General features: G+C 67.0%; 17 protein-coding genes. 4 read left to right on the top strand and 13 right to left on the bottom strand.

What is annotated here, in order from left to right; genetic code table 11:
* Positions 1 to 123 precede the first annotated feature (123 nt).
* The 6 genes from trmD to BKG60_RS12190 all read right to left on the bottom strand — a co-directional run bounded on the left by trmD (position 124) and on the right by BKG60_RS12190 (position 3,917).
* Complete coding sequence (trmD, locus tag BKG60_RS12215) at positions 124 to 807, bottom strand: tRNA (guanosine(37)-N1)-methyltransferase TrmD (protein WP_070947138.1); 684 nt, start codon at positions 805 to 807, stop codon at positions 124 to 126.
* 11 nt (positions 808 to 818) lie between these two features.
* Positions 819 to 1,346 (bottom strand): ribosome maturation factor RimM, encoded by a 528-nt coding sequence (gene rimM / locus BKG60_RS12210; RefSeq protein WP_070187891.1) that lies wholly within the window; start codon positions 1,344 to 1,346, stop codon positions 819 to 821.
* A 10-nt stretch (positions 1,347 to 1,356) separates the two neighbouring features.
* On the bottom strand, positions 1,357 to 1,599 hold the full coding sequence (locus tag BKG60_RS12205; protein WP_003881089.1) for an RNA-binding protein: 243 nt from the start codon (positions 1,597 to 1,599) through the stop codon (positions 1,357 to 1,359).
* Positions 1,600 to 1,607: 8 nt separating this feature from the next.
* Entirely contained in the window at positions 1,608 to 2,072 is a 465-nt protein-coding gene (rpsP, locus tag BKG60_RS12200; RefSeq protein WP_070187890.1) for a 30S ribosomal protein S16, read from the bottom strand.
* Between the two features lie 170 nt (positions 2,073 to 2,242).
* Entirely contained in the window at positions 2,243 to 2,662 is a 420-nt protein-coding gene (locus tag BKG60_RS12195) for a nuclear transport factor 2 family protein (RefSeq protein ID WP_070187889.1), read from the bottom strand.
* Positions 2,663 to 2,681: 19 nt separating this feature from the next.
* Positions 2,682 to 3,917, bottom strand: coding sequence for an osmoprotectant NAGGN system M42 family peptidase (locus tag BKG60_RS12190; protein ID WP_070187888.1), 1,236 nt, complete (start codon positions 3,915 to 3,917; stop codon positions 2,682 to 2,684).
* Positions 3,918 to 3,992: 75 nt separating this feature from the next.
* On the opposite strand from BKG60_RS12190, the gene BKG60_RS12185 reads away from it, so the two are divergent.
* The 3 genes from BKG60_RS12185 (at position 3,993) to BKG60_RS12175 (ending at position 7,427) form a co-directional block, all read left to right on the top strand.
* Complete coding sequence (locus BKG60_RS12185; protein ID WP_070188026.1) at positions 3,993 to 4,877, top strand: D-alanyl-D-alanine carboxypeptidase family protein; 885 nt, start codon at positions 3,993 to 3,995, stop codon at positions 4,875 to 4,877.
* An 87-nt stretch (positions 4,878 to 4,964) separates the two neighbouring features.
* Positions 4,965 to 5,780 carry a D-alanyl-D-alanine carboxypeptidase gene (locus BKG60_RS12180; protein WP_070187887.1) on the top strand — a complete coding sequence of 272 codons (816 nt, stop codon included), beginning with the start codon at positions 4,965 to 4,967 and terminating at the stop codon, positions 5,778 to 5,780.
* Between the two features lie 84 nt (positions 5,781 to 5,864).
* Positions 5,865 to 7,427: a diflavin oxidoreductase gene (locus tag BKG60_RS12175; protein ID WP_070188025.1), complete on the top strand. Its 1,563-nt coding sequence runs from the start codon at positions 5,865 to 5,867 to the stop codon at positions 7,425 to 7,427.
* 58 nt (positions 7,428 to 7,485) lie between these two features.
* On the opposite strand, the gene BKG60_RS12170 is transcribed toward BKG60_RS12175, so the two are convergent.
* From BKG60_RS12170 to ftsY, 6 genes are all read right to left on the bottom strand, one after another.
* On the bottom strand, positions 7,486 to 8,547 hold the full coding sequence (locus BKG60_RS12170) for an amidohydrolase family protein (RefSeq protein ID WP_070187886.1): 1,062 nt from the start codon (positions 8,545 to 8,547) through the stop codon (positions 7,486 to 7,488).
* Between the two features lie 4 nt (positions 8,548 to 8,551).
* Complete coding sequence (gene ffh, locus BKG60_RS12165; protein WP_070187885.1) at positions 8,552 to 10,126, bottom strand: signal recognition particle protein; 1,575 nt, start codon at positions 10,124 to 10,126, stop codon at positions 8,552 to 8,554.
* A gap of 64 nt (positions 10,127 to 10,190) precedes the next feature.
* Positions 10,191 to 12,680 carry a [protein-PII] uridylyltransferase gene (locus tag BKG60_RS12160; RefSeq protein WP_070947139.1) on the bottom strand — a complete coding sequence of 830 codons (2,490 nt, stop codon included), beginning with the start codon at positions 12,678 to 12,680 and terminating at the stop codon, positions 10,191 to 10,193.
* A gap of 80 nt (positions 12,681 to 12,760) precedes the next feature.
* The gene (locus tag BKG60_RS12155; RefSeq protein WP_003881099.1) at positions 12,761 to 13,099 is read right to left on the bottom strand and encodes a P-II family nitrogen regulator; all 339 of its coding nucleotides are present in this window, start codon (positions 13,097 to 13,099) and stop codon (positions 12,761 to 12,763) included.
* 33 nt (positions 13,100 to 13,132) lie between these two features.
* Positions 13,133 to 14,482 carry an ammonium transporter gene (locus tag BKG60_RS12150; protein WP_070187883.1) on the bottom strand — a complete coding sequence of 450 codons (1,350 nt, stop codon included), beginning with the start codon at positions 14,480 to 14,482 and terminating at the stop codon, positions 13,133 to 13,135.
* Positions 14,483 to 14,645: 163 nt separating this feature from the next.
* The gene (ftsY, locus tag BKG60_RS12145; protein WP_070187882.1) at positions 14,646 to 16,028 is read right to left on the bottom strand and encodes a signal recognition particle-docking protein FtsY; all 1,383 of its coding nucleotides are present in this window, start codon (positions 16,026 to 16,028) and stop codon (positions 14,646 to 14,648) included.
* A gap of 396 nt (positions 16,029 to 16,424) precedes the next feature.
* Here ftsY and BKG60_RS12140 point away from each other — a divergent pair, with 396 nt between their 5' ends.
* Positions 16,425 to 17,906: a PE-PPE domain-containing protein gene (locus tag BKG60_RS12140; RefSeq protein WP_075909657.1), complete on the top strand. Its 1,482-nt coding sequence runs from the start codon at positions 16,425 to 16,427 to the stop codon at positions 17,904 to 17,906.
* Between the two features lie 37 nt (positions 17,907 to 17,943).
* Here BKG60_RS12140 and smc read toward each other — a convergent pair whose 3' ends face one another.
* Positions 17,944 to 21,531 carry a chromosome segregation protein SMC gene (smc, locus tag BKG60_RS12135; protein WP_070947141.1) on the bottom strand — a complete coding sequence of 1,196 codons (3,588 nt, stop codon included), beginning with the start codon at positions 21,529 to 21,531 and terminating at the stop codon, positions 17,944 to 17,946.
* Between the last annotated feature and the right edge of the window lie 26 nt (positions 21,532 to 21,557).

Genomic DNA, 21,557 nt, shown 5'->3' with positions numbered 1-21,557 from the left:
GCCCCGCTACCGACTCCGCATCCAACAACTCACGCTGATCATCAGAACGCCCCTGCACCCGCCCATCATCTCGAGAACATCGCCACAAACCCGGCCACCACGCCGAAATAATTCAGCAGACTCCTAGGACCCGTCGAGCAAATCCGGCCTGCGCTCGCGGGTACGCTGCAGCGATTGCGCATGGCGCCAGGCTGCCACCTTGGCGTGATCCCCCGACAGCAGCACATCGGGTACGTCGAGCCCGCGCCAACTCTGCGGACGGGTGTAGCTGGGCCCTTCGAGAAGGCCATCGGAATGCGAATCCTGTTGATGCGACGCGGGATTGCCCAATACATCGGGCATCAAGCGGACCACGGCCTCGATCATCACCAGGGCCGCAGACTCGCCGCCGTTGAGGACATAATCGCCGATCGAGACCTCTTCGACCCGCATCCGGCGAGCCGCATCCTCGGCCACCCGCTGATCGATCCCTTCGTACCGCCCGCAGGCGAACACCAGGTGCGACTCAGTGCTCCACCGCTCGGCCACCGCCTGGGTGAACAGCCGCCCAGCTGGGGTCGGTACCACCAGAAGCGTTTCTTCAGAACAGATTTCGTCAAGCGCCGCGCCCCACACCGGAGCTTTCATGACCATTCCCGGCCCGCCGCCGTACGGTGAGTCATCCACCGACCGGTGCACATCATGAGTCCAATTCCTCAGGTCGTGCACCGCAACGGACAGGATTCCCGCGTCGATCGCCTTGCCGGGCAACGACTGACGGATCGGGTCGAGGTAGGCCGGGAAGATCGTGACGACGTCAATACGCACTGCGCGGCCCGTCAGACCTGGTCCAGGTTCAGCAGACCGTCTGGAGGATCGATGACCACGGTGCCGGTGTCCCGGGACACCGAGGTGACGATGGCGCTGACGAACGGCACGAGCACTTCACGTCCATCCGGATCGGCTTTGACCGACAACAGCTCGCCGGCCGCGGTGTGCAGCACCTCGCGAACCACGCCCACCACGGACCCGTCTGTCGTCACGACCCGCAGGCCTTCGAGTTCGTGGTCATAGAACTCGTCGGGATCATCGATCGCGGGCAGGTCGGCGGTGTCGACGACGAACACCGTGCCACGCAACGCGTCGGCGGCATTGCGATCGGCAACACCGGCCAGACGAATCAGCAGCCGACCCGCGTGATCACGCACGGACTCGACGGAGAACTCACGCTCGGCACCCCCTTTGGCGCGGCCCCGCAGGGCCACGCCAGGGGCGAACCGGGCATCGGGGTCGTCGGTGCGGACCTCGACGACAACCTCACCGGAAATGCCGTGAGCTTTGACAACCCGCCCGACAACCAGGTCCATGGATCCGACGCTACTGGTCGGTGTCCACCACGTCGACGCGAATTCCGCGTCCACCGATACCCGCGACCAGGGTCCGCAACGCCGTGGCGGTGCGGCCGCCACGGCCGATGACCTTACCCAGGTCATCGGGATGCACGTGCACTTCGACGGTCCGCCCGCGGCGGCTGGTGACCATGTCGACGCGTACGTCGTCGGGGTTGTCCACGATGCCGCGGACCAAGTGCTCGACGGCGTCGACCACGACAGAACTCACCGCGGTGCTCAGCTCTCGCTTGCGGCTTCGTCAGCCGCGGCCTCAGCAGCCGGCGCCTCAGCCTCGGCGGCCTCGTCCTTCTTGGGAGCCTTCTTCTTCTTCGGCGTGACGGCGGCGGCACCGGTGCCGCTCTCGGCCTCGGCCAGCGCCGCATTGAACAGGTCCAGCTTGGACGGCTTGGGCTCCTTGACCTTCAGCGTGCCCTCGGCGCCCGGCAGGCCCTTGAACTTCTGCCAGTCACCGGTGATCTTCAGCAGGGCCAGCACCGGCTCGGTGGGCTGAGCACCGACACCCAGCCAGTACTGCGCGCGCTCCGAATCGATCTCGATCAGGCTCGGCTCTTCCTTGGGGTGGTAACGGCCGATGACCTCGATGGCGCGGCCTTCGCGGCGGGTGCGCGCGTCGGCGACGGCGATGCGGTACTGGGGGTTGCGGATCTTGCCAAGCCGGGTGAGCTTGATCTTGACAGCCATGGTTGAGACTTCTCCTCGAATGTCACGCTGCAATTCGGCGATGCGGGCGGAATTGCCCGATCCGGTTTTGCCTTACGTGTGTGACCGCCGCGCAGCGCATTGAACGAGTCGCACGGCAGACAGCCGACAATTGTGCCAGAGCAGGCAGTACGGGCCAAAATCGCGCGGAGTCAGACCACCTTGTCGAAACATTTGGTCTCGACGCGGCGGCTCATCCGCCAGCCGTCGGCGGTCCGGACGAACTCGTCCTCGTACCACAACCCGCAGAACAACACCTGTTGCTCCAACCCCGGCAGCACCATGGGGTTGAAGCAGATCGTGCGCGACGACGCGGTGTCCCCGGTGATCCGCACATCGAAGTTGCCGAGCATGTGGGCGTAGGCCGGGAAGTTCGGCAGCACTTCGGCCAACCAGGCCTTGACCTGGGGGTACTGGCCGTCGATACCGCCCATAGCCCGGTAGTCGATGTAGGCGTCGGGTGTGAACACCGCATCCAGGTCGTCGAACAGTCGGCGGTCAATCGCCGTGGAGTAGTCGATCAACAACTGCTGGATCTCCAGGCGATCCGAAATCTCGGCCAGGCTCAACATGTCTCGATTCAACACCAGGTCAGGATTGAGGGCCCTCCGACGGCGGCCAATGCGTCCCTGGCGAGGCGTGCCCCGGCTCGGTGAAGTCGCCGCGGGACAACGGCACCCACTGCTCACTGGGGGCCGGCTGCTTCGAGGACGGGAAGTCACGCAACGCACCGGTCGGGCTGGAATCCCATGCCTCAAACGTCAACGGTGTCTGCAGCCAGGCATTCAGCAGTAGGTAGGTGGCCTCCAACGAGTCCAGGTGCGTCCGTTCCCAGCCGTGGCTGCCGTCCAGACCGAACCCCACCAGCGCCGCCCGGGTCCCTGCGCCCGCCTCGATGGCAGCCGCCGCGTCGGACCGGTAGTAGCGGAACACGTCCCGCGCGAACGGGATGCCCTGTCCCTCGGCCAGGCGGCAGAGCTTGCGGGTCAGGTGATAGTCGAACGGGCCGTGCAGGTCGGCCATCGGGATCGTCACGCCGTGTTCTATCGAGTGCTGTCCGGGGGCGCAGACCGCGTTGTCCACCGAGACCAACTCGGCCACGTCGGGCGGAAGTCCGTGGCTGGCACCGTGCCCCACTTCCTCGGTGATGGTCACCATCAGCGTGGCGCGGTGCGGCAGCACGATCTTCTGCTCCGAGATGGTTTTGGCCAGGGCCAGCGCGACCGCCACCCCGGCCTTCCCGTCGAGGTGCCGCGACACCACGAAGCCGTCCTGGGTGAGTTCGGGGCTGGCGATCAGCGCGACGAAGTCACCGACGTTCAGACCCAGCCGTTCCAGATCCGCACGCGTCGACACATTTCGGTCCACCCGCACCTCGACGTGATCCCAGTCGGTGGGCTGGGTGTCGATCTCGTCGCCGTAGGCGTGCCCGCTGGCCTTGAGCGGCATGATCGTGCCCGTGAAGAACTCGTCGGGGTCGTCGGAGAAGATGCGCACCCGCGCACCCGCAGCGAACCGTGCGGAGAATGTGCCGACCGGGACCAATTCGAGGCGACCGTTGTCCTTCAGATTTCGGACCATGCAACCGATGGTGTCGGAGTGCACCACCAGCGCTCGGTCGATCGTTGGCGACTCACCAGGCAGTTCGGCGGTCAACGCACCGCGCCGGGTCAACGTGAACGGCACACCGAAATCGTTGAGAGTATCGCCGATCAACTGCATCACGGCGTCTGTGCGTCCCGACGGACTCGGGGTCTGCAGCAACGCCAGCAGCGTGTCGATCATCCACTTACGTTCGGCCTCCGGCATAGCGGCGGTCTCGGCCACGGTTTCACACCTCGAATTCGTCGGATCTTCCTCACACACCGATGCACGCGGATTGTGCCACTAGGGTCAATGGACATGGGCAGGCTCGTCGGCGCGATCTCGCTGTGTCTCGCTGCACTTCTCCCTACATCTCTACCCGGTTCCCCTGCCGCCTTCGCCGACAGCAGCGTGCAGCAGGTCGGCGCGACGCCCATCCCGGACGGCCCGGCCCCGGCCTGGATCGTCGCCGACATGGATACCGGGCAGATCCTGGCCGGCAGAGATCAATACGTTCCGCACGCCCCCGCCAGTACCATCAAGACTCTGTTGGCGCTGGTGGCCATCGACGAGCTTCCGTTGGATGCGACGGTCGTCGCCGACGAAGCCGACGCCAAGGTCGAGTGCACCTGCGTCGGGATCAAAGCCGGACGCACCTACACGATGCGGCAGCTACTGGATGCGGCACTGCTGGTGTCCGGCAACGACGCCGCCAACACATTGGCGCACCTGCTCGGCGGGACCGACTCCGCAGTGGCCAAGATGAACGCCAAGGCCGCCGCGCTCGGCGCGAACGCCACCCATGCCGGGTCACCATCGGGTCTGAACGGCCCCGGCATCGATGGGTCCACCACGCCGCGGGACCTGGCCGTGATCTTCCGCGCCGCGCTGGCGAATCCGACGTTCGCGGCGATCACGTCATCCCCATCGGCGTCCTTCCCAGGCGCCACGGGACCGGTCACGTTGGTCAACCAGGACGAGATGTTGGGCCGCTATCCAGGCATGCTCGGCGGTAAGACCGGTTTCACCGATGTGGCTCGCAAGACGTTCGTCGGCGCTGCACAGCGCGACGGCCGCCGGTTGGTGATCGCCATGATGTACGGGTTGGTCAAGGAAGGTGGCCCGACCTACTGGGACCAGGCCACCAGCCTCTTGGACTGGGGTTTCGCGCAGGACCGCTCGGCGGGCATCAGCCAGCTGTAGCGGGCTGATGCCGCACTCCGGCGCCGCAACCATACGGAGACCTGATCGCACGCTGACCGAGTCCTGTGATCCGTAGCGTCTAGCTCCGTGCGACGACGTTTCGCGGCGACCGTGCTCGCCCTCGGCGCGGTGCTCGCGGTCACCCCCGCCGCGAACGCGCAGCCGGGCGTTCAGCCGGCAGGCGCGCAGATTCCCGACGGGCCCGCCAAGGCCTGGCTCGTCGCCGACATGGACACCGGCCAGGTGCTGGCGTCCAAAGATCCCAACGGTTCGTACGCCCCGGCCAGCACGATCAAGCCATTGTTGGCGATGGTCGTGCTCGACCACCTCCGTCCCGACAATTTCGCCCGGGCCAACCAGTCGCACACCAAGGTCGAATGCTCGTGCGTGGGCCTCGTGCCGGGGCAGCCCTACACCACCCGCCAGCTGCTCGAAGCGCTGCTCATGGTGTCGGGCAACGACGCGGCCAACATGCTTGCCGACATGCTCGGCGGCCAACCGGCCACCGTGGCGGCGATGACGCGCAAGGCGGCCAGTGTCGGCGCCCGCAACACCCGGGCATCCTCACCATCGGGACTCGACGGGCCCGGCTGGGAGACCGTCACCACCCCACACGACCTCGCGGTGATCCTGCGCGCGGCGCTGAGGTATCCGCTGATCGCACAGATCATGCGCCAACCCACGGCGCAATTCCCGGGCAAGACGCTGACCAACCAGAACGAACTGCTCCAGCGCTACCCCGGCGACATCGCCGGCAAGACCGGATATACCGATCTGGCCCGCAAGACCTATGTGGGCGCGGCGCAACGCGGTAACCGGCGCCTGGTCGTGGTCCAGATGTACGGCACGGGCGATCTCTACGGTCAGGCGATCGACCTGTTCGACTACGGCTTCTCACGCTGACCATGAGCGCAGGCGCTAAAAGGTAGGGCCCCAGCGGGACTCGCTCCAAACTAAGGTAACCCTAAATTCGGCGTGGATCACGCGATGAAGGGAGCCGATGTGTCCGACCGGGAATTCTCGCTGGTGGTCGCCTATGGCACCGACATGGGCAACGCCGAAGACGCAGCCATGTCGTTCGCCGAAGCCGCCACGGCCGCCGGAATTCCCGCCGAGGCCGTCGAACTCAACCAGGTGGAGCTAGACCGTCTCGGCACCACAACGCATTTCATCGTCGTCACGTCCACGTTCGGCGACGGCGAGTTCCCCGACACCGCCACACTGTTCTGGGAAGCGATCAGCGCCGCGACCGCGCGGCTGGAGCACATGAGTTTCGCTGTGCTCGCCCTTGGGGACACGTCCTACGAATTGTTCTGCAACGCAGGAAAACTCCTCGATGCCCGGCTCGAAGAGCTCGGCGCCACCCGGCTGGCCGACCGCGTCGACGTGGACGGGTACTACGAGGAACCCGCCGCCGCCTGGACCACCGATCTCGTCAAACAACTCGTGGCCGCCCACGCCGGCCCGACCGCCACCGTCTCCGTCCTCGAGACCTCGCCTGCCGAGCCCCCGCTTCGCGCGCAGGAACGCAATCCTCATCACGCTGCTCCCCTCACGGTGAATCGGCTGCTCACCGCAGCAGACTCCGACAAGGAGGTGCGTCACTACGAGCTGGACCTCACGGACTCCGGGATCGCTTACCAGGCAGGCGATTCGCTGGCCGTCCACGCCGTCAACGACCCCGACCTCGTCGCGGCGATCCTGACCGAACTCAATGTCGGCCCCGAGTACCGGGTAGCCGAGGCGGAGGAGACATTGGGGGTCCTGCTCGCCGAGCAGTTCGAGATCCGCACCCCCTCACGCGCACTCCAGGACCTGGCGGGCCCGGCGGCCTACGGCGAGGACGTCCTCGATCTGATCAGGCGCGCCGACCTCACCGTCGAAGACGTCATCGATACGTTGCGCCCGTTACAGTTCCGCGATTACTCGATTGCCTCGAGCCCGCTGGTGCACCCCGACAGCGTGCATCTGACCGTGGGCACCGTGCGCTACCCGGGCACCGACCGCCGATATGGCGGTGTGGCCTCGACCTATCTGGCCGAACGCACTCAGACGGTTCGAGTTCACCTGCGCCCCAACCATCATTTCCGGCTGCCCGCAGCCGATGTGCCGATCGTCATGATCGGCCCTGGCACCGGCATCGCGCCGTTCCGGGCTTTCCTGCAGGAACGTCGGGCCACCGCCGCGCCGGGCCGCTCGTGGCTGTTCTTCGGGGACCGGCGCCGCACCACCGACTTCCTGTACGGCGAGGAGCTGACAGGCTTCGCCGACTCCGGCACGCTCACCCGGTTCGACGTGGCCTTCTCCCGCGATCAGAGCACGAAAGTGTATGTGCAGCACCGGATGCGAGAGAACGCGGCCGAGTTGTTCAGCTGGCTACAGGACGGCGCGTACCTCTACGTGTGTGGTGATGCCGACCGTATGGCCAAGGATGTCGATGCCGCCCTGCACCAGATCATCGCCGACGCCGGCGGCATGGACGCCGACGCCGCGCACGCCTACGTCAACGACCTGATCAAGACCCACCGCTACCTGCGCGACGTCTACTAGCCTTCGATTCTGCGCTGGCGGCGCGGTCCACTCACACTTCTGCGTCCTCGGCGCGGGATCAACGCCAGACTTTGCCGCGCAAGATCACCAGATCTGGGTGGCTGACACCGCCGAGGCGCGGATCCTCGGTGTAGCAGACCAGATCCGCCGGTGCCCCGTGCTCCAACGCGGGCCGGCCCAGCCAGGCCCGGGCATCCCAACTGGCCGCGCCCAGTGCTGCGGTCGGGCTCATACCGATGCCCTTGAGCGCCTCGATCTCGTCGGCGATGCGACCGTGGGCGATCATCCCGCCGGCATCGGTACCCGCGAAAATCGGCACCCCCGCCTCGTAGGCCGCGCCGACCCGGCTGCGGCAAGAGGCATACAGATCCCGCATGTGTTTGGCATACGTCGGGTACTTGCCTGCCGCGTCGGCGATCCCGGGAAAGTTGTCGATGTTGATCAGGGTGGGCACCAGCGCCGTGCCGTGCTCCAGCATCAATTCGATGGTGGCGTCGGTGACCCCGGTGCCGTGCTCGATGCAGTCGATACCGGCGTTGATGAGCCCCGGAAGCGCATCCTCGCCGAACACGTGCGCCGTCACCCGTGCCCCCTCGGCGTGAGCGGCGGCGATCGCCGTCTTGAGGATCTCGTCAGACCACAGCGGCGCCAAGTCCCCGACACCCCGGTCGATCCAGTCGCCGACCAGCTTCACCCAGCCGTCACCCCACCGCGCCTGCTCGGCGACGGCCGCGGGCAGTTGCGACTCGTCCTCGATGTCGATCGGCAAACCCGGCGAATAGCGCTTGGGGCGGGCCAAATGCCGCCCGGCCCGGATGATGCGCGGCAGGTCCTCGCGATCGTCAAAGCTACGGGTGTCCACGGGCGATCCGGCATCGCGCAGCAGCAGCGCACCGGCGTCGCGCTCGATCTCGGCCTGCACCACCGACTCGTCGAGCGACACCGCGCCGCCGGGCCCCAAACCCACGTGGCAGTGCGCGTCGACCAGACCCGCAATGATCCAGCCACCGTCAAAGACCGTGTCGGCGTTGGCGATCGGTTCCGCCGACAGCACCCCGTGGGCGACCCACCACTCGACGGGCTCGCCGTCGGGCAGGGCGCGTCCGCGCAGGTGCAGCACCGAACTACTTCTGGCCCGGGAATTTCAGTTTGGACAGGTCGAAATCGGCCAGGCCGGGCGGCAATTCGTCCAGGCCCTTGGGCATGTTCGACAGATCGGGGAAGCCGGCCGGCATCCCGGCACCCAACGGGTTGCGCGGCGGGGTCGGACCTTTCCCTGACTGACGGCCCTTCTTCTTGCCGGCCTGCTTGTTCTTGCCCTTGGCCGCCTTGCGCGGCGAGTTCTTGCGGCCGAACGGCATGCCCATCTGGCCGGCCATCGACGACATCATCTTGCGGGCGTCGAAGAACCGGTCCACCAGCTGGTTGACCTCCGACACCGTGACACCGGAGCCGTTGGCGATGCGTAGCCGCCGGGAGGCGTTGATGATCTTCGGGTCGGCCCGTTCGGCGGGGGTCATGCCGCGGATGATGGCCTGCACGCGATCCAACTGCTTGTCGTCGACCGCGGCCAACGCGTCCTTCATCTGACCGGCCCCGGGCAACATGCCCAGCAGGTTGCCGATCGGACCCATCTTGCGGATCGCCAGCATCTGCTCGAGGAAGTCCTCCAGCGTCAGCTCACCGGAGCCGATCTTGGCTGCGGCCTCCTCGGCCTTCTGCTGGTCGAAGACCTGCTCGGCCTGCTCGATGAGGGTGAGCACATCGCCCATGCCGAGGATGCGGCTGGCCATCCGGTCGGGGTGGAAGACGTCGAAGTCTTCGAGCTTCTCCCCCGCGGAGGCGAACAGGATCGGCACGCCGGTGATCTCGCGGACCGACAGCGCGGCACCACCGCGGGCGTCACCGTCGAGTTTGGTCAGAACGACACCGGTGAAGCCGACGCCCTCACGGAAGGCCTCGGCGGTGGCGACGGCGTCCTGACCGATCATCGCGTCGAGCACGAACAGGGTCTCATCGGGCTTCACGGCGTCGCGGATGGCCGCAGCCTGACCCATCAGCTCCTCGTCGATACCGAGCCGGCCGGCGGTGTCGACGATGACCACGTCGAAGTGCTTGGCACGGGCCTCGGCCAGACCGGCCGAAGCGACTGCCACCGGATCTCCGAGCCCACCGACCGCTGTGCTGACCTCGCCATCAGGGCCGGTGCCCGGATGCGGGGCGAAGGCAGCCACGCCGGCACGCTCGGCGACGATCTGCAGCTGGTTGACCGCGCCGGGCCGCTGCAGGTCACACGCCACCAGCAACGGGGTGTGCCCGAGTCCTTTAAGCCATTTCGCCAGCTTGCCGGCCAAAGTGGTCTTACCGGCACCCTGCAGACCGGCCAGCATGATCACCGTCGGCGGGTTCTTGGCGAAGTTCAGTTGGCGCGTTTCACCACCGAGGATGCCGATGAGCTCCTCGTTGACGATCTTGACCACCTGCTGCGCGGGATTCAGCGCGGCCGAGACCTCGGCGCCCTTGGCGCGATCCTTGATCCGTGCGACGAACTCACGCACCACCGGCAGCGAGACGTCAGCCTCGAGCAGGGCCAACCGGATCTCGCGCGCCGTGGCGTCGATATCGGCGTCGGTCAACCGCCCCTTGCCGCGTAGGCCCTGCAGGGCTCCGGTCAACCGGTCAGACAGGCTCTCAAACACGTGGTAAGCCTAGCGGCCGGGTCGGGGCGGGGTGGTGAGCCCACCGGCCGGCCCGCTCAACCGGTCAGCCCGCTTGCTCCACCGCTTTGGCCGGTTTCGGCGGCGGGGCGGGCAGGATCGCGAGCATGTCGCGCTCCAGCTCCTCGCGGAACGCCGCCCGGCCGGCCTCATCGGCGGCCAGTGCCGGGGCGTTGATGCAGAACACGTCGACCACCGAAGACCCCAGCGTGGTCACCTTGGCCCAGGCGATGTCGACGCCGTCCCGTTCGAACACCGCGGTGAGCCTGGCCAGCAGACCCGCCCGGTCGACTGTGCGGATCTGGACGATCAGATCGGACGGCTCGGACCCGGTGGACCACAGGATGCGCGGCGGGGGCGGCACGTGGTTGGCCGGCACCGAGGCGAGGATCTCGCCGGCGCGGCCGGCCGGATGCTGAGCCGCCTCCTGATCGCGCCGTTGCAGCGCACCGATGACGTCCAGTTCGCCCTCGAGCGCCAGGATGAACTGCTGGCGCAGCAGCTCGGCCGGCGGCGGAGCACCGAAGTGCGGTGAGACCACGAAGGTGTTGATCGCCGAACCGTCGTGACTGTTGACCGATGCCGAGTGGACCCGCAGGGAATTCAACGCCAGCACGCCGGCGGCCTTCGACAGCAGGCCCCGCCGGTCCGCGGCGATCATCGTCACGTTGTGGATGTGCGGGCCGTCGCCCGGGGTGAGCTCGACATGGACACCGGCGTTTGCGGCCAGCTCCATGAACCGCGGCTCGACGGGATCGGGCTGCGGCAACGGTTCACCCGCCATCACCAGACGGCACCGTCTGACCAGGTCACCGATCAGCGATGCCTTCCAATCCCCCCACACCCCGGGCCCGGTGGCCAGCGAATCGGCCTCAGCCAGGGCGTGAAGCAGCTCCAGCAGCACCATGTCCCCACCGAGCGCGGCGGCTACCGTGTCAATGGTCTTGGGGTCCTGCAGATCTCGTCGCGTTGCGGTGTCGGGCAGCAGCAAGTGGTAGCGGACGATCTTCGACAGCACCTCGATGTCGGAGGGCCACAGGCCCAGCCGGGTGCCGATCTGCGTGGCCAACTCCGCACCGATCACGCTGTGGTCCCCGCCGCGACCCTTGCCGATGTCGTGGCACAGCGCACCCAGCAGCAGCAGATCCGGACGCGACACCCGGGTGGTGAAAGCGCCCGCGCGCGAGACGGTTTCAACCAGGTGGCGATCGACGGTCCAGATGTGCACCACGTCCCGCGGCGGCAGATCCCGTACCGCACCCCACTCGGGGAACAGTCGGCCCCACAGACCGGTCCGGTCCAGGGCCTCGATGGTGGCCACGGCGGCGGGCCCGGATGCGAGCAGGACCAGGAGGTCCTTGAGGGCCTGCCGCGGCCACGGCGTGCGCAGTTCCGGTGCAGTCTCGGCCAGCCTGCTCAAGGTGGACACCGCCATCGGCAGCCCGGTGCCGGCCGATGCGGCCGCGACCCGCAGGATCAGGCCCGGGTCACGTTGCGGACGGGCGTCGCGGGCCAGGATCACCTCGCCGGCATATTCGACCACCCCTTCGTCGAGCGGCCGGCGCACCGGGCGACGCAACGCGGCAAACCCACGTTTCGGCAGGGCGTTGGCGGCGGTGCGGATCCCGGAGTCGACGTAGTAGCTGACGGTGCGGGCCGCATCCGAGAGGGTACGGGCCAGGTCGAATCGGTCCCCGATCCGCAACGCCGCGCCGATCTCGTCGGCGTGCTGGGCCAGCAACAACTCCCGGCCCCGGCCGGAAGCCCGGTGTAGTTCGGTGCGCACATTCAGCAGCGCCAGGTGGGCATCGCCCAGGGTCCTGGTCGGAGAGGCCAGCGCCCGACTCGGATACACGTCGGCCAGTTGTGCGATCGCGAGCGCGTTGAGCAGTTGAACGTCCCGCAGACCGCCCCGGCCGGACTTCAGATCCGGCTCGGCGCGGTGCGCGATCTGGCCGCTGCGCTCCCACCGCGACTGTGCGTGCTCGACGAGTTCGTCGAACCGCGAGGCGATTCCGATCCGCCACTGTCGGCGCGCCCCGCCGACCAGCAACGCCGACAGGTCGGCGTCACCGGCGATGTGGCGTGCGTCCAGCATGGCCAGGCCCACCGAGATGTCCTCACCGGCCACATTGAGCGCCTCGGGCACCGTACGCACGCTGTGGTCGATTCGAATATTGGCGTCCCACAAGGGATACCAAAGCTTCTCCGCGACCTCGGAGACGAGTTCGACGGGCATGTTGTCATGCAACAACGTCAAGTCGAGGTCGGAATACGGCAACATCTCGCCGCGCCCCAGACCACCGGTGGCCACGATGGAGAATCCACTGGTGGCGGTGATCCCGATCTCGGCAGCCTTTGTGGCGAGCCAGAATTCATGGAGATCGAGCAAGGCGTGCCGCAGGGCAGCCGCATCCAGTTGACGCGATCCGCCGGAGAGCAACTGTTGGACCGCCGCGGCCAGGTCATTGGCGGGCCGGGACGGCGCCAGGGCCTCCCGAGGAGAGGCCCCGACTTCTGGTCTGTTCTCTGTCATCTCGACTCCTCCCCGGCCGATCACCGGATAATGCTCACGCGAGTGCTGGCCGGGGAGAAGACGTCTCACAGACGCCCCGGCTACAGCGCGTCAGCTCCCCGTTCACCGGTACGCACCCGAACCACGGTGTCGACCGGGCTGACCCATACCTTCCCGTCGCCGATCTTGCCGGTGCGTGCGGCCTGCACGATGACATCCACAACCTTGTCGACCGCGGAATCGTCGACCACGACCTCCACCCGAACCTTCGGTACGAAATCGACCGAGTACTCGGCACCGCGGTAGACCTCGGTATGGCCCTTCTGACGGCCGTAGCCCTGTACCTCGCTGACCGTCATTCCCAGAATGCCCGTCTGCTCGAGCCCGGTCTTGACATCCTCGAGCGTGAACGGCTTGACGATCGCAGTGATCAGCTTCATAAATTCCATCCCTTCCAGGGCAATTGTTCCCGATCAGGCGAGCTCGTAAGCCGTTTCCGCATGCTCGGTCTCATCGATACCGGTCGCCTCATCTTCCTCTGCGACACGCCAGCCCAGCGGTTTGAGGGCCAAAGCAATGATGGCAGTCATCACCGCGGTGAATAGAGTTGCCGCGGCCGCGATCACGATCTGGACGACCAGCTGCTTGACGCCGCCGCCGTAGAACAGGCCGGATTCGGTGGCGAAGAAGCCGATTCCGATCGTGCCCCACAAACCGGCAACGAGGTGCACACCGACCACATCGAGCGAATCGTCGTAACCGAACTTGTATTTCAGACCGATGGCCAGAGCAGACAGCGCACCGGCGATCGCTCCCAGGAACAGCGATCCGATCGGGCTGAGCGCGCCGCAGGCCGGGGTGATGGCCACCAGACCGGCCACGATTCCGGAAGCGGCACCGACGCTGGTCGGATGACCGTCGCGAAGGCGCTCGACCAGTAGCCAACCCAGCATCGCGGCGGCGGTGGCGGCAGTGGTGTTGATCCAGACCAGGCCGGCAGTGGCATCGGCAGCGCCTTCCGAACCGACGTTGAATCCGAACCAGCCGAACCACAGCAGTGCGGCACCGAGCATGACCCACGGAATGTTGTGCGGCCGGAAGGCCATCTTGCCGAATCCGCGGCGCCGGCCGACCAGGATCGCCAGCACCAGCGCGGCCATACCTGCGTTGATGTGCACCACCGTGCCACCGGCGAAGTCGATGGGAGCCACCGTGGCCGCCGCCGTGCCGTCATCACCGACTGTGGTTCCGAACAACCAAGAGGCGAAGCCGCGCTCGTTGCCCGACAACAGGCCGCCGCCCCAAACCATGTGGGCCAGAGGGAAGTACACCACGGTGACCCAGATCCCGGTGAACAGCAGCCAAGTGCCGAACTTGACGCGTTCGGCCAGGGCGCCGCTGATCAGCGCGACGGTGATGACCGCGAAGGTGAGCTGGAAAGCCACCCACACGATCGCCGGGACAGACCCGAACCCACCGATGACATGCAGCTCCTGGCCGCCGATCTCCCGGGTCTCCAGTAACTGGGTCAGACCGAACAGCGAGAAGGGGTTGTCGAAGATCCCGGCGATGTCGGATCCGCCGGTGTGCGCCGAGGCGAAGGACATCGAGTAGCCCCACAGCACGTAGATGACGCTGACCACGCCAATAGCTCCGAAGGACATCATCATCATGTTGAGCACGGACTTCTGCCGGGAGAGGCCGCCGTAGAAGAACGCCAGCGCCGGCGTCATCAGCAACACCAATGCGGCGCTGACGAGCACCCACGCCGTGTCGCCGCTGTCGAATGCGGCGAACGATTCGTCAGGTAGGGCTAAGACCACTTTGTGTGAACCTCCTTGGGAAGTGCGCCGAAAGATCGGCCTCCCGATGAGGTTCGTTCGCAGGCGTTTCATCGGTGATGCGCTCACGTTTCGTCAACGTGAACGCAACCCGGATCGCCGTTACACTCATGTTGCGCCAGTCTCACCGCCCCGGGGGACGGCGTCAGCCCAGCAGAGCGTCGACGAACGCTGCCGGCTCGAACGGGGCGAGGTCGTCGGGACCTTCGCCGAGTCCGACGAGCTTGACCGGGACTCCGAGTTCCTGCTGGACCCGGAACACGATCCCGCCCTTGGCGGTGCCGTCGAGCTTGGTCAGCGCCACCCCCGTGATGTCGACGACCTCGGCGAACACCTTGGCCTGCGGCAGGCTGTTCTGGCCGATGGTGGCATCGAGCACCAGCAGCACCTCGTCGACGGCGGCACGCTTCTCGACCACCCGCTTGACCTTGCCGAGTTCGTCCATCAGGCCGGTTTTCGTGTGCAGGCGGCCGGCGGTGTCGATCACGACGACATCGGCCCCGGTCTTGATCCCGTCATCGACGGCATCGAAGGCCACCGACGCCGGATCGGCCCCCTCGGGCCCACGCACCACGTCAGCCCCCACCCGCGAACCCCAGGTCTGCAACTGGTCGGCAGCCGCGGCACGGAACGTGTCGGCGGCACCGAGGACGACGCGGCGGCCATCGGCCACCAGCACCCGCGCCAGCTTGCCCACCGTGGTGGTCTTGCCGGTGCCGTTGACACCCACCACCAACAACACGGACGGCTTGTCCGCATGAGGCAGAGCCTTGATGGAACGGTCCAGATCGGGCCGAAGCTCCGACATCAGCACCTCGCGCAGTACCGCGCGGGCGTCAGCTTCACTGCGCACGTTCTTTGCGGCCATCTTCTCGCGCAGGGCCCCGACGACGGAGGCGGTGACGACCGGGCCGAGGTCGGCGATCAACAGGGTGTCCTCGACGGCCTCCCATGAGTCCTCGTCGAGATCGCCGCCGCCCAGCAATCCGAGCATGCTGCGGCCCAACGCGTTCTGCGACTTGGCCAGCCGGCCGCGCAGCCGGTCCATTCGCCCTTCCGGCGGGGCGATTTCCTCGACCGCGGCGGCGACCGGATCTTGCGCCTCAGCCGGTGCCGGTTCGGCCGGTTCCGGTTCGGCCGGTTCCGGTTCGGCCGGTTCGGCCACCACTTCCGGTTCGGCCGGCGGCTGCGGCGTTTGCGGCTCAACCGGCGGTTCGGGCAGCTGAACATCGGAGATGGTGCGTTTGGGCGCATCCCGAGGAATGGTTGCGTCATCGCCGACCGCGGGCATTCCGGTGGTGTCGAGACGTTCGACCGTCGGCGTGCCCGACTGGCTGAACGTGATACCCGAAGAAGCCGTGTAACCGCCCGAGCGGTCGATCGGCTTGGTGCCGTCACCCCCCGACAGGCTGATCCGCCGCCGCCGGTAGCGGACCAGCCCCACGACGAGCGCCACGACGACCAGAACGGCTACGACCGCGATGGCGATCCACAGACCCAACAACGCACCTTCTGTCACGTCCGCCATTGTCTCAGGGCGCTGACGTGGGCACGACCGGCCCCGCGTACCACCCGGTGCGACCGGCCCGGCACATTCCTGCGTCGGTGGGAAAAATCGGTATTCCGCACGGCACAAAATGGCGGTACACTCTCGTACCACAGCGGCATTTCCTCGCCTCCACACACGAGCTCAAACATTGTCTCGCCAGCCGTAGATTTCCTCTACGGCTTAGCTGTGTGGCCCGCCATTATATATTTCTTCAATCTTGACCTGCATACTTCATTTTTTATGCGACTTTTTTCAATTCGCTGACACGCACCGTAAACGTGGTCCACGATCCAAAGCGGGTCGGGAATGGCTTCAGCATCCGGTGGGCACGTGGTCTTTCCCTTGGGATTTCTCGCGAAAAAGGGAGGGGCAAAGATGCACATTCGCGCGCTTCGGGGGCTGGCACTGACTCTGGTCGCCGTGTCCGGGACGGTCGGGCTGGTGCTGACGGCCAGCATGACCACGCTCGTACAACTGGCGGCAACGGCACTGATCATGGGTGGCACCGGGATGAAAGCGCTGGGAGATCCGCACCAATGGGGCGCCGGCACCTACGTGGACCAGGTGAACAGCACCTATCTGTCCGACTGGCATCTCGGAGACGACGACCTTGACTGGGTGCAGACACCGGAGCACTTCTGGCCGGCCACCGGCCTGACCGATGTCAGCTTCGACACCTCGGTGGCTCGTGGCGTGCTCGGCCTGAACAACGCCGTCCTGGCGACCCCCGGTGAGAAGATCGTCGTGGGCTATTCGCAGAGCGCCAACATCGCCACCCGGGAGAAGCGCAACCTGGCCGAACTCCGCGCCCAGGGTGCGGCCGTGCCCTCACCCGACGAACTTTCGTTCGTGTTCGTGGCCAACCCGAATCGGCCCAACGGCGGAATTCTGGCCCGGTTCGAAGGGCTGTACATCCCGATCCTCGGGGTCACCTTCGACGGTGCCACCCCGGACGACGAGTACCAGACGATCGACGTGGCCCGTGAGTACGACTTGATCGCCGACTTCCCCAAGTACCCACTGAATCTGCTGGCCGACCTCAACGCCCTGATGGGCTACTTCTACCTGCATCCGAACTACGGGTCGTCCGTGATCGACCTGGACGATCCGACCACCTACCAGTCCTACACGTCCGGCAACACCACCTATTACCTGGTTCACACCGAGCACCTGCCGCTGCTGCAGCCGTTGCGCACCATCGGAATTCTCGACCCACTGCTCGATCTGGCCGAGCCGACCCTGCGGGTGCTCATCGACCTGGGCTACGACCGCACACCGGAGAACATGGGCGTTCCGACCCGAGCCGGGCTGCTACCTCGCATCGATCTGGACAAACTGGCCTCGGACCTGAGAGCTGCGGCCAAGGAGGGGGTGCGCAACGCGCTCACCGACCTGGGCATCAAAACGGCCGATACCGACACAGAAACCCTTGGCACAGTGGAAAAGCCGGCTCCCGATCGGCTCGCGCCCGACGCTGCGGCAGCAAAGCAGCGCAGCGACATCGCCGGGCCGCAGGCCGGAGTCGGCACACCGGATGCCGAGGTGAAAACCACGCCGGGCGACAAGACCGAATCCGAGTTCGAGGCGCCGCGGCGTCAGGACAAGCAACAGCCGACATCGAAGGCCGAGCATGTCCGGTCATTGCGACGGCCGCTGATCTCCAAGAAGCCGTCCGCTGGTGCAACCCACGCGCAGGCGGATGCGCCCCAAGATCCACCTCGTCGGGCCCGCGCACACCATCGCTTCGATGACGGCAAGTCAGCCCACCCGAAAACCGGAACCAGGGGCACGAAAGACAGCGATACGCAAGGCAAGTCGCGCCGGCAGCACCGTTCGGGACATTCCGACGCGGCATAGGGCCCGCGCCGAGCGACCGATCGGCGCGGCAACCGAGTCAGCTCGGGTTGGCTGCCAGTTCCTGTCCCCGCATGCGCTGCGAGATCACGGTGGTGATGCCGTCGCCGCGCATCGTCACACCGTAGAGCGCGTCGGCCACCTCCATCGTGGGCTTCTGGTGGGTGATCACGATCAGCTGGGACTTCTCCCGCAGCTGCTCGAAAAGGCTGATCAGGCGGCGCAGGTTGACATCGTCGAGGGCAGCCTCGACCTCGTCCATCACGTAGAACGGAGAGGGCCGGGCCCGGAAGATCGCCACCAGCATCGCCACCGCGGTCAGCGACTTCTCACCACCGGACAGCAGCGACAGTCGTTTGATCTTCTTGCCCGGCGGTCTGGCCTCCACCTCGATGCCGGTGGTCAGCATGTCGGCCGGGTTGGTCAGCAGCAGCCGACCCTCTCCGCCGGGGAACAGCGTGGCGAACACCTGCTCGAATTCGCGCTCCACGTCGACGTAGGCCTCGGTGAACACCTGCAGGATGCGCGTGTCGACATCAGCGATGACGTCGAGAAGATCGGTGCGCGCGGCCTTGACGTCTTCCAGCTGGGTCGACAAGAAGTTGTAGCGCTCTTCCAACGCCGCAAACTCTTCCAGTGCAAGCGGATTGACCCGGCCGAGCTCGGAGAGCTCACGCTCGGCTTTCTTGGCCCGGCGCTCCTGCATCGGCCGGTCGAACGGCATCGGGGCGGGCGCCATTACCTGTTCGCCGCGCTCGCGCGCCTGCTCGTACTCCGCCATCTCCAGCTCGCTGGGCGGCAACGCGACCTGTGGGCCGTACTCGGCAATCAGGTCGGCGGCGGGCATACCAAACTGTTCGAGCACCTGGGCTTCGAGCTGTTCGATACGAAGTGCCGCTTGCGCTTTGGCCATCTCGTCGCGGTGCAGGGAGTCGGTGAGCGCGGTGATCCGCGCGTTGAGTTCGTTGACCGTGTCGCGCACCTGCGACAGCGCGGTGGCGCGCATCTGACGCTCGGTGGCCAACTCGTCGCGCATCCGTGAAGCCACCGACACCACGGCGCTCAAGCGCTGGGCCACCACGCGGCCGGACTCCGACACTGCCGCCGCCACCCGCGCGGCGTGTTCGCGCGCTTCCCGGGCACGTTGCGCGCGCACCCGGGCCTCGCGCTCGGCAGCAGCCGCCCGGCGCAGCGAATCAGCGCGTCCGCGAACCGCGTTCGCGCGCTCCTCGGCGGTACGCACCGCCAGCCGGGCCTCCACCTCGACCGAGCGCGCCGCCTCAGCGGCGGCTACCGTGGTCTGCCGGTCCACCGGCTCGGCCTCGAAGGTCGGCAGCTGCTCGGCGTTGTGCAACCGCGACTCCAGCTCGGCGAGTTCCTCCACCGTCTTGCCGCGTGCGGCCTCGAGCTCGTCACGTTGACGAACCAGCCGCTGATATTCGTCATCGGCCCCACGGGCATCCTGTCCCAAGCGGCCCAGCTGCTCATAGATCGCCGAAATCGCGGCATCGGATTCGTTGAGCGCGGCCATCGCCTCTTCGGCCGATTCCTGCCGGGCCGCTTGCTCCGCGAGCGCCCCCGACAGTGCAGCGGCGAGCTCGCCGGTCTGCCGGTCGGCGATCTCCAGTTCCGCTCGGGCCTTGTCGATCTCAGCGCTGATCTCGAGTGTGGACGGCTTGCGGTCGGAGCCGCCGCTGATCCACCCGGCGCCGACCAGGTCACCATCCGCGGTCACCGCACGCAGGTCCGGCCGGCCCGATACCAGCCGCACTCCGGTGGCCAGGTCGCTCACCACCGCCACCCCGGCGAGCATCGCGGTGATCGCCGGGCGCAGCCGGTCCGGAACGCTGACCACGTCGTTGGCCCAGATCGCCCCGTCGGGCAACACCCCTGACGGTGCCGAGCCGTTGCCGCTCCAGTCCCCCAGCAGCAGCGCCGCCCGGCCGCCGTCGGACTCTTTGAGCGCAGCCACGGCAGCCGCGGCCACCCCGAAATCCTCGGCCGCCAATGCGTCGGCAGCGGCACCCAAAACCGTCGCCACCGCCACCTCATGCCCCGGCTGTACCTTCAGGTACTCGCCGATGGTGCCGAAAAGGCCTGTGCCACTGTGGTTTTTCTGCAACCAGGCGGCCCCGTCACGCCGGTCCAGGCTGACCGAGAGAGCCTCGATACGGGCCCGCAGCGAAGCCACCTGCCGTTCGGCGGCCCGCTCGGCGGCCTGCAGCTCGGCAACCCGCTCGTCGGCGAGCCGCAGCGCTGCCACCGAGCGGTCGTGCTGGTCATCCAGGCCCACTTCCCCGGCGTCGAGCTCGCCGACGCGGTTCTGCACGGTTTCGAATTCGGCCTGCGTCTGTTGGGCTTTGGCGGCGGCTTCCTCGATGTTCACCGACAGGCGCATGACCCCGTCGTCGATCGACTCGACCCGAGTGCGCATCGTGTCGACCTGACCGGCCAACCGGGCCAGCCCTTCACGCCGGTCAGCCTCGGCCCGAGCGGCCGCCAGATGCGCCCGCTCGGCCTCGGCGGCGATTTGCTCACGCTCGGCCAGCTCGGCGCGGGCGGTCTCCAACACGATGCGCGACTCCTCGAGCTCGCCGAGCAGCTCCATTTCGAGCTCGGCAACCTCGTCGGCCTCGGCTTCGAGCGCCTCGGGATCCTGTCCGGTGGACACCTCGGTCTCGGCCTCGAACAACTGGGCCCGATCGGTCGCGATACGCACGGTCGCGCTCAACCGTTCGGCCAGGGCCGAGGCTCGGAACCAGGTCTGCTGGGCCGCTTCGGCGCGGCGGGTCAGTTCAGCGACGGCGGCCTCGTGCGCCTGCAGTTCGACGGTCGATGCCTCCAGCCGGACGGTCGCCTCATCGTGCTCGCGGCGCAGCGTGGTCTCGGCCTGGTTGGTGTTGTGGAACTCAACCTGCCGCCGCACCAAATCGTCGGCGGCCAGGCGCAGCCGGGCATCACGCAGATCGGCCTGGATCGTCGCCGCGCGCCGGGCCATCTCGGCCTGACGGCCCAGCGGCTTGAGCTGACGGCGCAGCTCGGTGGTCAGGTCGGTCAGGCGGGCAAGGTTCGCCGCCATCGAGTCGAGCTTGCGCACCGCCTTTTCCTTGCGCTTGCGGTGCTTGAGCACCCCGGCGGCCTCCTCGATGAAGGCGCGGCGATCTTCGGGACGCGACTCCAGGATCTCCGAGAGCTTGCCCTGGCCGACGATGACGTGCATCTCGCGGCCGATGCCGGAGTCGCTGAGCAGCTCCTGAACATCCATCAACCGGCAGCTGCTGCCGTTGATCTCGTATTCGCCTGCGCCGTCACGGAACACGCGGCGGGTGATCGACACCTCGGAATACTCGATCGGCAGCGCGTTGTCGGAGTTGTCGATGGTCAGCGTCACCTCGGCGCGGCCCAGCGGCGCCCGCGAGGACGTGCCGGCGAAGATGACGTCCTCCATCTTGCCGCCGCGCAGGGTCTTGGCACCCTGCTCGCCCATCACCCAGGTCAGTGCGTCGACCACGTTCGACTTGCCCGACCCGTTCGGGCCGACGACGCAGGTGATGCCGGGTTCGAAACGCAGAGTCGTCGGCGAAGCGAAGGACTTGAAGCCCTTCAGCGTCAGACTCTTGAGGTGCACGGCGATTTACCCTACCGCCGAGTCGG

Origin of the sequence: Mycobacterium syngnathidarum, from assembly GCF_001942625.1 — a bacterium.
GTDB lineage: Bacteria > Actinomycetota > Actinomycetes > Mycobacteriales > Mycobacteriaceae > Mycobacterium > Mycobacterium syngnathidarum.
The sequence above is the reverse complement of the archived record's forward strand: the minus strand, read 5'-3'. Positions and strand labels throughout refer to the sequence as shown.